Below are 13,788 nucleotides of genomic sequence, written 5' to 3' on the forward strand. Positions count from 1 at the left end.
TGCGCGATGCCGGCCCCGCAGTCTACGGCACGCGCCGCGCATTTGCAGCGCGTGATTCGCCGCCGTCACTGTCGCTCCCGGCCATCGCGTCGAACCGGCGCGTGCACCGGCAACCCCGATCAATCGGGTTCTAGCTCCGCGAACCGCGCAGCCAGGAAGTCGAGCAGCGCGCGCACGCCCGGCAGCAGCCCGCGCCGCGACGCGAACACCGCGTGCACGATCTCGCGGCGCGGCGCCCAGTCGGGCAGCACGTTCACCAGTTCGCCGCGCGCGAGTTCGTCGCGCACCATCATCGTCGGCAACTGCACGACGCCGACGCCCGCGACCGCCGCGGCCCGCAACGCCAGCATGCCGCCCGTCACGAGCCGCGGCTGATGGTGGATCTCCGCATGCGCCTGGTCCGGGCCGCGCAGCCGCCACACGTGCGCGGCCTGCGGCAGGCCGTGGTCGAGGCTCGGCATGCGGGTCAGGTCGGCCGGAACGGCCGGCGCGCCGTGTTCGCGCAACAACGCGGGGCTCGCGACCAGGCATTGCCCGCGCTCGGCCAGCACGCGCAGCGCGAGATCGCTGTCCTCGAGCGGCGGCGGACGCACGCGAATCGCGACGTCGATCCCTTCTCCGACCACGTCGACGCGCCGGTTCGTCGCTTCGAGATGAATCTCGACGTGCGGGCACGCGACCATGAACGCGGCGATCATCGCGCCCGCCAGCGAGTCGAGCAGCGCGACGGGGCAGCTGACCCGCACGATGCCGCGCGGCTCCTCGTGCAGCAATGCGATCGCCTCGTCGGCGGCGTCGGCCTCGACGAGCATCGCGCGGCAATGCGCGTAGTACGTCTGGCCGACGTCGGTGACGGTGAAGCGGCGCGTCGAGCGCTGAATCAGCCGCATCCCGAGGCGCGCCTCGAGCAGCGCGACGCGCCGGCTCAGCTTCGACTTCGGCATGTTCAGCGCGCGCCCGGCCGGCGCGAACCCGCCGTGCTCGACCACCTGCACGAAGTAATAGAGATCGTTGAGATCTCGCTGTTGATCGTTCATCAAATGGAACGCTGAGTGCGATTTTGCGAGTCTACCGAATCGATCGTTCCATCTCTATATTGATCGTCAGGATGCGAAACACGTGTTTCGCCGCAATTCGGAGAAGGCAAATGAAGAAGATCCGTGGTGTCTACAGCGCGCCGCGCGGCCATTGGGTCGGCGACGGTTTCCCGGTGCGTTCGATGTTCAGCTATCAGTCGCACGGCGCCCATCTGAGCCCGTTCCTGCTGCTCGACTATGCGGGCCCCGCGAATTTCGAGCCGGCGTCGGCGCCGCGCGGGGTCGGCCAGCATCCGCACCGCGGCTTCGAAACGGTGACGATCGTCTACGACGGCGAAGTCGCGCACCGCGACTCGACCGGCGCGGGCGGCGTGATCGGCCCCGGCGACGTGCAATGGATGACGGCCGCGAGCGGGATCCTGCACGAGGAATTCCACTCGGAAGCGTTCACGAAGCGCGGCGGCCCGCTCGAGATGGTGCAGCTGTGGGTGAACCTGCCCGCCGCCGACAAGATGGGCGGGCCGGGCTATCAAACGCTGCTGAACGCGGACATCCCGGTCGTCGAGTTGCCGGACGGGGCGGGTCGCGCGCGGATCATCGCCGGCGAGCTCGACGGGCGGCGCGGCCCGGCCCGCACGCACACGCCGATCGACGTGTGGGACGTGCGGCTCGCCGCAGGCGGTCATGCGCGGTTCCCGATCGCCGAAGGCCGCACGCTCGCCGTGGTCGTGCTGAGCGGCACGGTGCTCGTGAACGGCGAGACGGTCGCCCGCGAAGCGCAGTTCGTGCAATTGGGCCGCGAAGGCAGCGACGTCGACATCGAGGCGAACGGTGACGGCAAGCTGCTGATCCTCAGCGGCGAGCCGATCGACGAGCCGGTGGTCGGCTACGGCCCGTTCGTGATGAACTCGCAAGAGGAAATCCGCGCCGCGATCGACGATTTCAACGGCGGCCGCTTCGGACGGATGCCCGCATGACGTACGGCCCCGCGCAATGCGGGGCTTTTTGCATGTGCGCGGCGGCGCGGGCGCAGCGGCCGCGCTTCGCGGCATAATCGTCGGTTGCCGCGCGCCCACCGGCGCGCCCGAAACAGCACTGAGGACCGCCCATGAACGCTTCCGCATCCGCCATCTCCCCGCGTGCCGCCGACCTGGACTGGCGCTGGAAATCCTTCGACGCCCTGAGCGCACGCGAGGTCTATTCGATCCTCGAAGCGCGCAGCGCCGTGTTCGTCGTCGAGCAGAACTGCGTGTACCGCGACATCGACGATGCCGATCAGGCCGCGTGGCACCTGGCCGCGTACGACGCGGCGGGCCGCGTCGCCGGCTATCTGCGCGTGCTGCTGCCCGATGCGCAGCATGCCGACGTGCGCATCGGCCGCGTACTGACGACCGCCGCGTTCCGCGGGGCCGGCCTCGGCAATACGCTGCTCGCCCGCGCGCTCGAACACATCGCCGCGCAGTGGCCCGATACGCAGATGAGCCTGCATGCGCAGGCGCACCTGCAGCGCTTTTACGGTGCGTTCGGCTTTGAGCCGAGCTCCGACGTGCACGACGAAGACGGCATCCCGCACGTGTGGATGACCCGCGCGCGCGGCTGACGCGCGGCGCGGCGTGCCGGGATCAGTGGGCGTTGCGCGTGGCCGCCGGCCGCGCGGCGCTGCGCGCAGCGGCGCGCTCGTCGATCAGCCGGCCGCGTGCGGACAGCCGCATCCAGTGCCGCAGCGCGATCAGCGCGCCGATCACGCTCATCATCGAGCCGGGAATCCACAGCAGCAGGCCGCCGATCTGCTGGTCGCGCAACGGGCTGAGCCACGTGAAGGCGCGCCCGCAGATCGAGTAGATCGGATACAGCTCGTGCGGCGTGAAGAAGATCAGCGCGCCGAGCGCGATCTGCGGCGGGATGGCGGCGACGACGATCAGAATCCGGCGGCCCGGCGACAGCCGCGCGGGCGGCGCGGGACGCGGATCGACGACGAGCCACCAGAACAGCAGCCCGTCGATCACCATGCTCCAGTTCATCACGCGATACAGACGCCAGTCGAGCATCGCGACGAAGTGGATCGGCGACAGCAGCCAGAAATAGATCAGCCCGACGAACAGCACGACGGCCACGACCGGATGGAACACCAGGTCGAGCGCCGCGCGCACGGGCGCCCATGCGCGCGCGGGGCGCACGAAGCGTTGCCGCCAGCGAAACGGAATGCCGGCGCGGATCGCCGCGCCCGGATAGGCGAGCGCGATGAAGAACGGCCCGAGGTGATGCAGCACCAGATGCTGCGCGCGGTGCATGAAGAACTCGTGCTCGAAGAAATAGTCGAGCCGCGTATGCAGTGCGATGTAGAGCGCCGTCAGCCCGAGCCAGAACGAGAACTGCCGCAGCGGCGACACCTTCGCCTTCTTCACGCCGCGCGCGAACAGCACGGCGGCCGTCAGCACCGCGATCACCACGGTCGGCGACGGTTCCCACGGATCGAGCCAGTACAGGACGTTCATCGCACGCGCATCACTTCGCCTGGGCCGGCGACTTCACCGCAAACGGCGCGTCGACGGTTTCGCCGTCGGAGAATTTCAGGCGCAGGCGCACCGTGTCGCCCGGCTTGATCGCGTGCTTCGGCTCCTCGAGCATGAAGTGGTAGCCGCCCGGTGCGATGTCGACCTTGCCGCGCGCGGGGATCGTCAGCTTGTCGACCATTTCCATCTTCTGCGTCGAGCCGTTCGACACCGTCTGGTGCAGCATCGCCATCCCGTAGTCGGGGCTGTCGACGTCGACGAGATCGACCGGCTTGTCGCCGGTGTTCACGAGCGTCACGTAGCCGCCGGCGGGCAGCTGGTTCGGCAGCCAGCGTACCCATGCGTTCTGCGCGGTGATCGCACCGGCCGCATAGGCGTGTGCGCCGGCGCACAGCGCGGCGAGGGCGGCGAACGTCTTGAGGATCGTTTTCGGCTTCATGTCTGGTTCACGTGGTGGGGGCAGTGTCGATGATCCGCCGCACGTCGGCGGCGATGGCGTCCGGCGAGTCGCCGTCGGTCGCGAGCAGGCGCGCGCGGCCGTGGGCGTCGAAGATGTAGACGGCCGAGCTGTGCGTGACCTCGTAGCCGCCGGACGGATCGCGTTGTTCCATCTGGTACGCGACGCGGTAGCGCTTCGCGAGCGATTCGATCTGGCCGTCGCTGCCGGTCAGGCCGCGCGCGTGCGCGGCGTCGAACGCGGCGACGTACGACTGCAGCGCCTGCGGCGTGTCGCGCGCGGGATCGACCGACACGAACAGGATGCGCACGTCGTTCGCGCGCGGGCCGAGCTTCGCGAGCACTTCCATCAGCCGCGCCATCGTCTCGGGACAGACGTCCGGACAGTGCGTGTAGCCGAAGTAGACGAGCGCGACGCGGCCGCGAAACGCGCTCGCGTCGACGGGCCGGCCGTCGCCGCCGGTCAGCGTGAACGACAGGTCGGGCAGATGGCCGGTGACGTTGGTCAGGTGCCAGCCCGGCTCGTCGCGCGTGCACGCGGCGAGCGCGACGGCAACGGCCATCGCCGCGGCCATGCGCGCGAAACGGTTGAAGCTGGAGCGGCGCCGGCGCGGCGCGGGACGGGCAAGCGACATCCTGGGACTCGAATCGGACGGAATGACGTCGGTCGCGCCGCACTGGGGCGCGCGACCGGCGGTTGCCGACTGTAACGCAATTCCCGCGCCTGCGCGCTTTCGAAATCCCTGCGGTCGCGCGGGGCGGGGCAATATGTCGCAGCGGCGGCGCGGGCGGCGCGCGGCGGCCGGTTTCGCCCATCTCGGTACGCAGGCGCGGTAAGATGCGCACAATTCCATTCTCGTCGCGGCGGCCCGGCGTTTGCCGGCCGCCGCTCGGACTCTCGAATCGATGCAATCCGTTCCGGCTTCCCTGTCCCTGACCGATACCGCGTTCTTTTTCGACTTCGACGGCACGCTCGTCGAGCTCGCCCCCACGCCCGACAGCATTCACGTGCCGCCGTCGCTGCTGACGCTGCTCGATACGCTCAGGCAGCGCTCGCATGGCGCGGTCGCGGTGGTGTCGGGGCGCGGCATCGACAATCTCGACACGTTCCTGAGCATGCCGGATCTACCGATCGCCGGCCTGCACGGTGCCGAGCGTCGCGATTCGAACGGCGACACGCAGCGCATCGGCTTCAACGACGAACGCCTGCTGCGCATCGAGCGCGAGCTGGCGGCCGTGGTCGACCGTCATCCGGGCATGCTGCTGGAGATCAAGGGCGCGGCCGTCGCGCTGCACTACCGCAACGCGGCCGACCGTGAGCCGGTCGCGCGCGAAGCGGCCGAGCGCCTCGTCGCCGAATATGCGGACGCGTACGTACTGCAGCCCGGCAAGATGGTGTTCGAAATCAAGCCGAAGGGCGTCGACAAGGGGCGCGCGCTGGCCGCGTTCCTCGACGAGCCGCCGTTCGCGGGCCGCGTGCCGCTGTTCGCGGGCGACGATCTGACCGACGAGAAGGGCTTCGCGGTGGTGAACGCGCGTGGCGGCCTGTCGATCAAGGTCGGCGCCGGCGAGACGTCGGCGCGCATGCGGCTCGATTCGGTCGCCGCGCTGCACGCGCAGATCGCCCGCTGGCTCGATCTGGAGCTGCCGGGCGCATGAGCCGACTGATCATCGTTTCAAACCGCGTCGCGCCGATTTCGGAAGGCGAGCCGGCGGCTGGCGGTCTCGCGATCGGCGTGTACGACGCGCTGAAGGAGACGGGCGGCATGTGGTTCGGCTGGAGCGGCGAAGTGGTCGCGTCCGGTGCGCCGCAGATCCGCATCGAGGAGCGCGGCCCCGTGACGTTCGCGACCGTCGGGCTGTCGCGCCGCGATTACGACCAGTACTACCGCGGCTTCTCGAACGCGACGCTGTGGCCGGCGTTCCACTACCGCGCGGACCTGATCCAGTACGACCGTCACGAGTTCGAAGGCTACGGCCGCGTGAACGTGTGGCTCGCGCAGCAGCTCGTGCCGCTGCTGCAGGACGACGACGTGATCTGGGTCCACGACTATCACCTGATCCCGTTCGCGCGCGCGCTGCGCGCGTCGGGCGTGAAGAACCGGATCGGCTTCTTCCTGCACATCCCGTTTCCCGCCGCGCAGGTGCTCGTGAACGTGCCGCCGCATCGCGAGCTGGTCGAGTCGCTGTGCGCGTTCGATCTGCTCGGCTTCCAGACCGAGCCCGACCTGCGCGCGTTCTGCGATTACGTCGAGTTCGAAGCCGGCGGCGAAGTGACGCGCGACGGCCGCACGGTACGCGTGAGCGCGTTCGGCAGCACGCTGCGCGCGGCGGCTTATCCGATCGGCGTGTATCCGGACGAGATCGCGTCGCTCGCGCAGGCGGGCGAGCACGGCAAGGCCGCGCGCATGGCCACGTCGCTGCGCGGGCGCCAGCTGATCATGAGCGTCGACCGGCTCGATTATTCGAAGGGCCTCGTCGAGCGGTTCCGCGCGTTCGAGAAGCTGCTGGAGCACCAGGCGTCGATCCGCAATCGCGTGTCGTTCCTGCAGATCGCGCCGTCGACGCGCGCCGACCTGCGCGCGTATCAGGACATCCGGCTGCAGCTCGAAGCGGAATCGGGGCGCATCAACGGACGCTACGCGGAGCTCGACTGGGCGCCGATTCTGTACATTCATCGCCAGTACGACCGGCAGGTGCTGGCCGCGCTGTATCGCCTCGCGCGCGTGGGCTTCGTGACGCCGCTGCGCGACGGGATGAACCTCGTCGCGAAGGAATACGTGTCCGCGCAGAATCCGGACGATCCGGGCGTGCTGGTGCTGTCGCGTTTCGCAGGCGCGGCGCGCGAGCTGACCGGCGCGCTGATCGTCAATCCGATCGACATCGACGGCATGGCCGATGCGTTGTCACAGGCGCTGACGATGCCGCTCGCCGAGCGGCGCGCGCGTTATGCGGACATGATCGCGCAGCTGCGCGAGAACAACGTGTCGGTGTGGCGCGACAACTTCCTGCGCGATTTGCAGCGCGCGTAGCCTGGGGCGGTTGCACATCGAGCGCTGGTCGCGCGCCGCGCTGAAAAAAGGCCGCCGTGCTACGAGCACGGCGGCCTTTTTATCGTCTATCGGCGGGCGGCGCGATGCCGCGGCGTCACGCGACGCGTTCGCCGGTGGTCGGCGCGGCGCCGTCGGGCGCGTGCAGCCGGCCGTGCTGCTTCGCGAGCAGGTCGCGATACAGCCCGGGGCGGCTGCGCAGCACGTCGGGGCTGCCATCGTCGATCACCTTGCCGTTGCTCATCACGATGATCCGGTCGAAGTTGCGCAGCGTCGACAGCCGGTGTGCGATCGCGATCACCGTACGGCCGACCATCAGGCGGTCGAGCGCGCTCTGGATCGCTTCTTCCGATGCGCTGTCGAGCGCCGAGGTCGCTTCGTCGAGCAGCAGGATGGGCGCGTCCTTCAGGATCGCGCGCGCGATCGCGATGCGCTGGCGCTGGCCACCCGACAGCTTGACGCCGCGGTCGCCGACGATCGTGTCATAGCCTTCCGGCATCGCCTCGATGAACTCCGCGCAGCGTGCGTCGCGCGCGGCTGCGAGCACCTGCTCGCGGGTCGCGTCGGGGCGGCCGTACGCGATGTTGTCGTAGATGGTCCGGTGCAGCAGCGAGATGTCCTGCGGCACGAGCGCGATCGCCTGGCGCAGGCTGTCCTGCGTGATCGTCTTGACGTCCTGGCCGTCGACCATCACCGCGCCGTCCTGCGTGTCGTAGAAGCGCTGCAGCAGCGCGAGCACGGTCGACTTGCCGGCGCCCGATTTGCCGATCAGTCCGACGCGCTGGCCGGCCTCGATATGCAGGTCGAAGTGGTCGAGGATCGCGCGGCGGTGCGGATACGCGAACGTCACGCGCTCGAAGTCGACGCGCCCGCCCTTGGCCGACAGCGGCTGCGCGTCGGAGCGATCGGGCATGCCGTGCGGTTCGAGCAGCGTCTTCACGGCTTCGGACAGGCGTGCGACGTGCTGCGTGACGTCGACCAGCGCGACGGCCAGATCGCGCGTGCCGTGCAGGATCGTGAAGCCGAGCGAGCTGACGAGCACGATGTCGCCGGAGGTCGCGCGGCCCTGATCCCACAGCCACAGCGCCCAGCCGAGCAGCCCGGCCGACAGCATCGCGGTGATCACCGCGTGCAGCAGCCGCAGCTTCTCGAGATAGAGCAGGCTTTGCTGACGGGCGTCCATCTCGGCTTTCACGGTCGCGCTGAAGCGCTTCTGTTCGCGCAGCGTCATCCCGAATGCGCGCACGAGCCCCATGTTGCCGATCACGTCGACGAGCTCGCCGTCCACCGCGGCGGCCTTCGCCGCGAACGTGTGATGGCGGGCGGAGCCGCGCCCGGCGAGCTTGAACAGCACGATCGCGAGCAGCGCCGAACAGCCGAGCAGGCCGGCGGCCATCAGCGGATTCACGACGATGATCATCAGAATCGCGCCGATCACCGCGATGCACGGCGGCAGCACGTTCCACGCCATCGTGTTCTCCGACGTATAGACGGCGTTCGACGTGGCCGTGATGCGGCTCGCGAGCGTGCCCGGCTGCTTCTCCGCGTAATACGTCGGCGAATGGCCGATCAGATACTGGAACAGGTCGCGCCGCAGGTCGCCGGTCACCGCGACGAACGTGTGCGCGGCGGTCCAGCCGCCGACCCGCCACAGCAGGTTGTCGGCCGCGATCAGCCCGACGAGCAGCGCGAACGCGCTCCACAGCGGGCCCGGATGATGGCGTCCGGCCGCGAGCACGTCGATCAGATGCTTGATCGCGTATTGCGAGCCGAGCGCGCAGCCGACGGCGGCCAGCACGCTGCAGAGCACGATCAGGTGCGCGACAGGGTGCAGGCGGATGTAGCGGAACAGGAACGCGATCGGCCGATGCGCGTAGCTCGACAGCTTCGCGTTGTGGGCGTTGCGCTGGGCAGGGGTGAGATATTCCAAAATATGCGTGCGGTGATTCGGTGATTGAGCGGGGCGGCTGGAGCCCAGCCGGCGGTCGCCCGGACTGAATAATCCGGCATTGTAAACAAGGCCGTGCGTTGCGCTGTGCGAATCTTGCGCGAGCCTGGGGGCGCACGACCAGTTTTGAGATAAAATCCGGCATCCCGTTCGCCGCAAGGGCCTTACGTGTCGCAAAGGCAATGCCGGCAGCGATGACGGACATGGAGTGCCGAACGGGCCTTCCACTCTAGAACGGACGTCCGAGTCCGCGGGTTGCAAAGTGTTGCGCCTTTGTAACAAAGTAAAGAGTTTGAAATGGCGGGCGCCGTATCGGGATTAACCCTAGATAATCGGCTCCGGGTTCGGTCCCAGGTTTTTACGAACCCCTGTCAACGGGTCTTCGTTTCAAACGTTCTAAGCCTGTCGCGTCGCCGACGCTCCTTGTGCAGCGCGGGCAGCGCGGGCTCGACGCCCCCGGCAGGCTGATTCGTCCGATGATAGGACGAAATGCATCCAGCCCGGACCGCCGGCAGGTTGCCGACCCATACCTGGTTTTTAGCCGAATTTTTAGGAGTTACGCATGCGAATCGCCCAAATCGCTCCGTTGCACGAAGCGGTTCCCCCGAAGCTTTATGGCGGGACCGAGCGAGTGGTGTCCTATCTGACCGAAGCACTCGTCGAGATGGGGCATGACGTCACGCTGTTCGCGAGCGGCGATTCGCAAACGTCAGCGAAGCTCGAAGCGTGCTGGCCGCAGGCGCTGCGCCTCGATCCGACGATCCGCGACGTGATGGCCCCGCACATGCTGCTGCTCGAGCAAGTGCGCCGCCGCGCGGAAGAGTTCGACGTCCTGCACTGCCACATCGACTACTACCCGTTCTCGCTGTTCTCGCGTCAGCCGGTCCCGCATCTGACGACGATGCACGGCCGTCTCGACCTGCCCGAACTGCAGCCGATCTTCAACGCGTTCAGCGACGTGCCGGTCGTGTCGATCTCCGACAACCAGCGCATCCCGCTGCCGCAGGCGAACTGGCTGTCGACCGTGTACCACGGCCTGCCGGAAAACCTGCTGACGCCGATCCCGAACGTGAAGCCGAGCTATCTCGCGTTCCTGGGCCGCATCTCGCCGGAAAAGCGCGTCGACACCGCGATCCGCATCGCCGAGCAGGCCGGCCTGCCGATCAAGATCGCCGCGAAGCTCGACAAGGCCGACCGCGCATATTACGAAGAGAAGATCAAGCCGCTGTTCGCGCTGCCGCACGTCGAGTACATCGGCGAGATCAGCGAAGCCGAAAAGACCGAATTCCTCGGCAATGCGCACGCGCTGCTGTTCCCGATCGACTGGCCGGAGCCCTTCGGCCTGGTGATGATCGAGGCGATGGCCTGCGGCACGCCGGTGATCGCGTTCAAGCGCGGCTCGGTGCCGGAAGTGATCGACAACGGCGTGTCGGGCTTCGTCGTCGAAGACGAGCTGTCGGCCGTCGCCGCGCTCAAGCGCCTCGATACGCTGCCGCGCGAGAAGGTGCGCGCCGCGTTCGAAGCCCGCTTCTCGTCGAAGGTGATGGCGCAGAACTACGTGAAGGCGTACGAGGAACTGCTGCGCCAGAAGCGCCGCACGGTGCTGCGCGAAGTCAACGCAGGCTGACGCCGAGTCGCCGGCCGCGCTGCGGCCGGTGTCGGCACCGACGCCCCGTCCGGGTTTCCGGCGGGGCGTCGTCACATCTGCCGTGCCGATCCGTTGCGATCTGTTGTATTCTCGCCGCGCCCGACGCCGCGAACGGCGCGGGAACCGATCGGGCACGCGATCGAGCCGTCTGTCCAGACGGTAATGTCCCTATAATGGCCGTGCCGCGAAATCCGGCCCCGCACGAACATCGATAGGAGAGCAGTCTTGGCGAGAACGAAAACCACGCGCGCAGCGCCGGCCCCCGGCGCCGGCGTGATCTTCGCATTGCGCGCGATCGGTCTCGTGCTGCTCGCGCGCTGGCTGTTCTCGATGTCGCAGATGGGCTATCGCGCCTCGCTGTCGGCGATGGTGTCGTCGCCCTGGGCGTTCGTCTATCTGGTGCTGATCTTCCTGTTGCTCGCGCTGCCCGGCGCCGCCGCGCGCGCCGAGCGTCCGTTTCATCCGCTGCCGCAATGGCTGCGCCAGGCGCTGCGCGTGTTCGCGCTGATCGGTTTCCTGTTCGCCGTCTGGTCGATCGGCGCGTTCGCGTGGGCGGCCGGCTGGCGCCGCGCGCTGCATGCGGTGACGGCGACCAACGGCTGGCTCGTCGCCGCGCCCGCGTTGTATGCGGCGATCGTGTGGATGTGCCGTCCGCGGCCGCTGTGGCGCACCAACGTCGCCGCGCGCCGTTTCGCGATCGGCCGCTATGCGATTTCGCTCGACACGCTCACCCGCACCGCGATCGTCTGGATGGAGAGCCGCAAGGTCGGCCAGTACGACGCGCGCGAGCTGTCGGTGCGCTGGCCCGGCCGGCCGGCCGCGGCCGCGGCGGACGGGCTCGCCGCATCGGCCGTCGCCGCGCCGCCGCGCGGCAGCCTGTTCCGGCGGCCCAAAGTGGAGCTGCTGTGGGATTCGCCGGCGGCCGTCGGCCATAACCGGCAGACCGTGTTGCGCGCGCCGCTCGCGACCGAAGGCGACCGCGTCGCGGTCCTCGCGCTCGACGCGGCGCTCAAACAGATCGTCTAATCGCGCTCGCGCGGCGCGCGGGCGACAAGGAGCCTCAATGATCGTCCGATGGTTGCTCGCAGCGGTTCACCTGATGGCATTCGGCGTCGCGTTCGCCGGGATCGCGGCACGCAATCGCGCGCTGCGGCGCGTGATCGCGTCGGCACAGGCTGCCGACCTGCCCGGTGTGTTCAAGGCCGACGCGGTGTGGGGCGCGTCGGCGCTGGTGTTGATCGCGACGGGGCTTGCGCGCGCCTTCGGCGGTTTCGAGAAGGGCACCGCGTACTACCTTCACGAGCCGCTCTTCCACCTCAAGATGACCGCGCTCGTGCTGATCCTGCTGCTCGAAATCGTGCCGATGCTCGGGCTGCTGCGCTGGCGCGGCGCCGTGCGGCGGCAGCAGACCCCCGATCTGCGGCGCGCCCGCACCTATGTGCGGATCGGCCACTGGCAGGCGGTGCTCGTGATGGTGATCGTGTTCGCCGCGGCGGGCATGGCGCGCGGCATCGGGCTCGCCGGCTAGCGTAGCGCGGCGTCGAAGCGCGGGCGCGGCCGGCGAGCCGCGCATCGTCTCTACCGGGCCGTTGCGCGGCCCGGCTTCGCCTTACCTTTTAGCGCACCAGGCTCGGACGCTTGTTGTCGAACGTCCATCCGGGAATCAGATATTGCATGGCGGCCGCATCGTCGCGGGCGCCGAGCCCGTGCTGCTTGTACAGCTCGTGCGCGCGCGCGACCGCGTCCATGTCGATATCGATGCCGAGGCCCGGCCGCTTCGGCACTTCCACGAGCCCGTTGGCGATCTTCAGCGGCTCGCGCGTCAGCCGCTCGCCGTCCTGCCAGATCCAGTGCGTATCGATCGCGGTCACCTGGCCGGGCGCCGCCGCCGCGACGTGCGTGAACATCGCGAGCGACACGTCGAAATGGTTGTTCGAATGCGAGCCCCACGTGAGGCCCCAGTCGCGGCACATCTGCGCGACGCGCACCGAGCCCTGCATCGTCCAGAAATGCGGATCGGCCAGCGGGATGTCGACGGCCTGCAGCTGGATCGCGTGGCCCATCTGGCGCCAGTCGGTCGCGATCATGTTGGTCGCCGTCAGCAGCCCGGTCGCGCGGCGGAACTCGGCCATCACCTCGCGGCCCGAATAGCCGTTCTCTGCGCCGCAGGGGTCTTCCGCATAGGCCAGCACGTGATGCTGGTCGCGGCACAGCCGCACGGCTTCGTCCAGCGACCACGCGCCGTTCGGGTCGAGCGTCACGCGCGCGTCGGGAAAGCGCTCGGCGAGCGCCGTCACGGCCTCGATTTCGCGCGCGCCTTCGAACACGCCGCCCTTCAGCTTGAAGTCGTTGAAGCCGTAGCGGGCATGTGCGGCTTCGGCGAGGCGCACGACCGCGTCGGGTGTCAATGCGGCTTCGTCGCGCACGCGCGTCCAGTCGTCGGTCGCGTCGCGGCCGTCGCGGTAGGGCAGTGCGGTCCTGGTGCGGTCGCCGACGTAGAACAGGTAGCCGAGCATCTCCACTTGCTCGCGCTGCTGGCCTTCGCCGAGCAGCGCGGCCACGGGCACGCCGAGATGCTGGCCGAGCAGGTCGAGCAGCGCGGCTTCGAGCGCGGTGACCGCGTGGATCGTCGTGCGCAGGTCGAAGGTCTGCAGCCCGCGGCCGCCCGCGTCACGATCGGCGAACGTGCGCCGAACGTCGTTGAGCACCGCGTGGTAATTGCCGACCGGCTGGCCGACGACGCACGCGCGCGCATCGTCGAGCGTTCGGCGAATGCTTTCGCCGCCCGGCACTTCGCCGACGCCGATGCGGCCCGCGCTGTCTTTCAGGATCACGAGGTTGCGCGTGAAGAACGGGCCGTGCGCGCCGCTCAGGTTCAGCAGCATGCTGTCGTGGCCGGCGACCGGAATGGCTTGCAGATCGACGATGCGCGGCGTGTCGTGGGAAGGCGAGGCGGTGACGGCGTTCATGGCGGCGATGACGAGAGAGTAGGCGATGCCGTGCGGCAAATGCTTTGCCGCGCGCGGCGCGAGATGCGATCATTCGACAACCGACGTGCGCGGCGCACGAACCGCGCCCGTCGACAGCAACCCGCGAGGGGCGAGCGACGCGCGCCCGATGCCGGTGCCGCATCGGA

Annotated in this window: 13 protein-coding genes; 7 read left to right on the forward strand and 6 right to left on the reverse strand. The window is 68.9% G+C overall.

The window, feature by feature from the left end; all coding sequences use genetic code 11:
- Positions 1-119: 119 nt before the first annotated feature.
- Entirely contained in the window at positions 120-1,037 is a 918-nt protein-coding gene (locus MYA_RS05115; protein ID WP_011883984.1) for a LysR family transcriptional regulator, read from the reverse strand.
- 110 nt (positions 1,038-1,147) lie between these two features.
- Here MYA_RS05115 and MYA_RS05120 point away from each other — a divergent pair, with 110 nt between their 5' ends.
- Both MYA_RS05120 and MYA_RS05125 read left to right on the forward strand, forming a co-directional pair.
- The gene (locus tag MYA_RS05120; protein WP_041493798.1) at positions 1,148-2,014 is read left to right on the forward strand and encodes a pirin family protein; all 867 of its coding nucleotides are present in this window, start codon (positions 1,148-1,150) and stop codon (positions 2,012-2,014) included.
- Between the two features lie 131 nt (positions 2,015-2,145).
- A complete protein-coding gene (locus MYA_RS05125) occupies positions 2,146-2,637 on the forward strand; it encodes a GNAT family N-acetyltransferase (RefSeq protein WP_011883986.1) in 492 nt (163 codons plus the stop codon).
- Positions 2,638-2,659: 22 nt separating this feature from the next.
- On the opposite strand, the gene MYA_RS05130 is transcribed toward MYA_RS05125, so the two are convergent.
- From MYA_RS05130 to MYA_RS05140, 3 genes are read right to left on the reverse strand one after another with little or no spacing between them, the layout of a single operon-like run.
- Positions 2,660-3,532: a cytochrome c oxidase assembly protein gene (locus MYA_RS05130; protein WP_014722743.1), complete on the reverse strand. Its 873-nt coding sequence runs from the start codon at positions 3,530-3,532 to the stop codon at positions 2,660-2,662.
- Between the two features lie 10 nt (positions 3,533-3,542).
- On the reverse strand, positions 3,543-3,989 hold the full coding sequence (locus MYA_RS05135) for a copper chaperone PCu(A)C (protein ID WP_011883988.1): 447 nt from the start codon (positions 3,987-3,989) through the stop codon (positions 3,543-3,545).
- 7 nt (positions 3,990-3,996) lie between these two features.
- Positions 3,997-4,641, reverse strand: coding sequence for an SCO family protein (locus MYA_RS05140; protein ID WP_014722744.1), 645 nt, complete (start codon positions 4,639-4,641; stop codon positions 3,997-3,999).
- Between the two features lie 271 nt (positions 4,642-4,912).
- On the opposite strand from MYA_RS05140, the gene otsB reads away from it, so the two are divergent.
- Positions 4,913-5,665: a trehalose-phosphatase gene (otsB, locus tag MYA_RS05145; protein WP_011883990.1), complete on the forward strand. Its 753-nt coding sequence runs from the start codon at positions 4,913-4,915 to the stop codon at positions 5,663-5,665.
- The gene (gene otsA / locus MYA_RS05150) at positions 5,662-7,038 is read left to right on the forward strand and encodes an alpha,alpha-trehalose-phosphate synthase (UDP-forming) (protein WP_011883991.1); all 1,377 of its coding nucleotides are present in this window, start codon (positions 5,662-5,664) and stop codon (positions 7,036-7,038) included. The genes otsB and otsA overlap by 4 nt, the downstream gene beginning before the upstream one ends.
- A gap of 115 nt (positions 7,039-7,153) precedes the next feature.
- Here otsA and MYA_RS05155 read toward each other — a convergent pair whose 3' ends face one another.
- Positions 7,154-8,986, reverse strand: coding sequence for an ABC transporter ATP-binding protein (locus tag MYA_RS05155; RefSeq protein WP_011883992.1), 1,833 nt, complete (start codon positions 8,984-8,986; stop codon positions 7,154-7,156).
- A gap of 580 nt (positions 8,987-9,566) precedes the next feature.
- Here MYA_RS05155 and MYA_RS05160 point away from each other — a divergent pair.
- The 3 genes from MYA_RS05160 (at position 9,567) to MYA_RS05170 (ending at position 12,180) form a co-directional block, all read left to right on the forward strand.
- Entirely contained in the window at positions 9,567-10,631 is a 1,065-nt protein-coding gene (locus tag MYA_RS05160; protein WP_011883993.1) for a glycosyltransferase family 4 protein, read from the forward strand.
- 246 nt (positions 10,632-10,877) lie between these two features.
- A complete protein-coding gene (locus tag MYA_RS05165) occupies positions 10,878-11,678 on the forward strand; it encodes a hypothetical protein (protein WP_011883994.1) in 801 nt (266 codons plus the stop codon).
- A 37-nt stretch (positions 11,679-11,715) separates the two neighbouring features.
- A complete protein-coding gene (locus MYA_RS05170; RefSeq protein ID WP_011883995.1) occupies positions 11,716-12,180 on the forward strand; it encodes a DUF2214 family protein in 465 nt (154 codons plus the stop codon).
- 88 nt (positions 12,181-12,268) lie between these two features.
- On the opposite strand, the gene gudD is transcribed toward MYA_RS05170, so the two are convergent.
- Complete coding sequence (gene gudD / locus MYA_RS05175) at positions 12,269-13,621, reverse strand: glucarate dehydratase (protein ID WP_041493949.1); 1,353 nt, start codon at positions 13,619-13,621, stop codon at positions 12,269-12,271.
- Between the last annotated feature and the right edge of the window lie 167 nt (positions 13,622-13,788).

It is taken from the genome of Burkholderia sp. KJ006 (assembly GCF_000262695.1).
GTDB lineage: Bacteria > Pseudomonadota > Gammaproteobacteria > Burkholderiales > Burkholderiaceae > Burkholderia > Burkholderia vietnamiensis.

Excerpts from the sequence above, each read along its gene's own strand:
- MYA_RS05115 (WP_011883984.1), bottom strand. The coding sequence starts at position 1,037 with ATGAACGATCAACAGCGAGATCTCAACGATCTCTATTACTTCGTGCAG.
- MYA_RS05120 (WP_041493798.1), top strand. The coding sequence starts at position 1,148 with ATGAAGAAGATCCGTGGTGTCTACAGCGCGCCGCGCGGCCATTGGGTC.
- MYA_RS05125 (WP_011883986.1), top strand. The coding sequence starts at position 2,146 with ATGAACGCTTCCGCATCCGCCATCTCCCCGCGTGCCGCCGACCTGGAC.
- MYA_RS05130 (WP_014722743.1), bottom strand. The coding sequence starts at position 3,532 with ATGAACGTCCTGTACTGGCTCGATCCGTGGGAACCGTCGCCGACCGTG.
- MYA_RS05135 (WP_011883988.1), bottom strand. The coding sequence starts at position 3,989 with ATGAAGCCGAAAACGATCCTCAAGACGTTCGCCGCCCTCGCCGCGCTG.
- MYA_RS05140 (WP_014722744.1), bottom strand. The coding sequence starts at position 4,641 with ATGTCGCTTGCCCGTCCCGCGCCGCGCCGGCGCCGCTCCAGCTTCAAC.
- otsB (WP_011883990.1), top strand. The coding sequence starts at position 4,913 with ATGCAATCCGTTCCGGCTTCCCTGTCCCTGACCGATACCGCGTTCTTT.
- otsA (WP_011883991.1), top strand. The coding sequence starts at position 5,662 with ATGAGCCGACTGATCATCGTTTCAAACCGCGTCGCGCCGATTTCGGAA.
- MYA_RS05160 (WP_011883993.1), top strand. The coding sequence starts at position 9,567 with ATGCGAATCGCCCAAATCGCTCCGTTGCACGAAGCGGTTCCCCCGAAG.
- MYA_RS05170 (WP_011883995.1), top strand. The coding sequence starts at position 11,716 with ATGATCGTCCGATGGTTGCTCGCAGCGGTTCACCTGATGGCATTCGGC.
- gudD (WP_041493949.1), bottom strand. The coding sequence starts at position 13,621 with ATGAACGCCGTCACCGCCTCGCCTTCCCACGACACGCCGCGCATCGTC.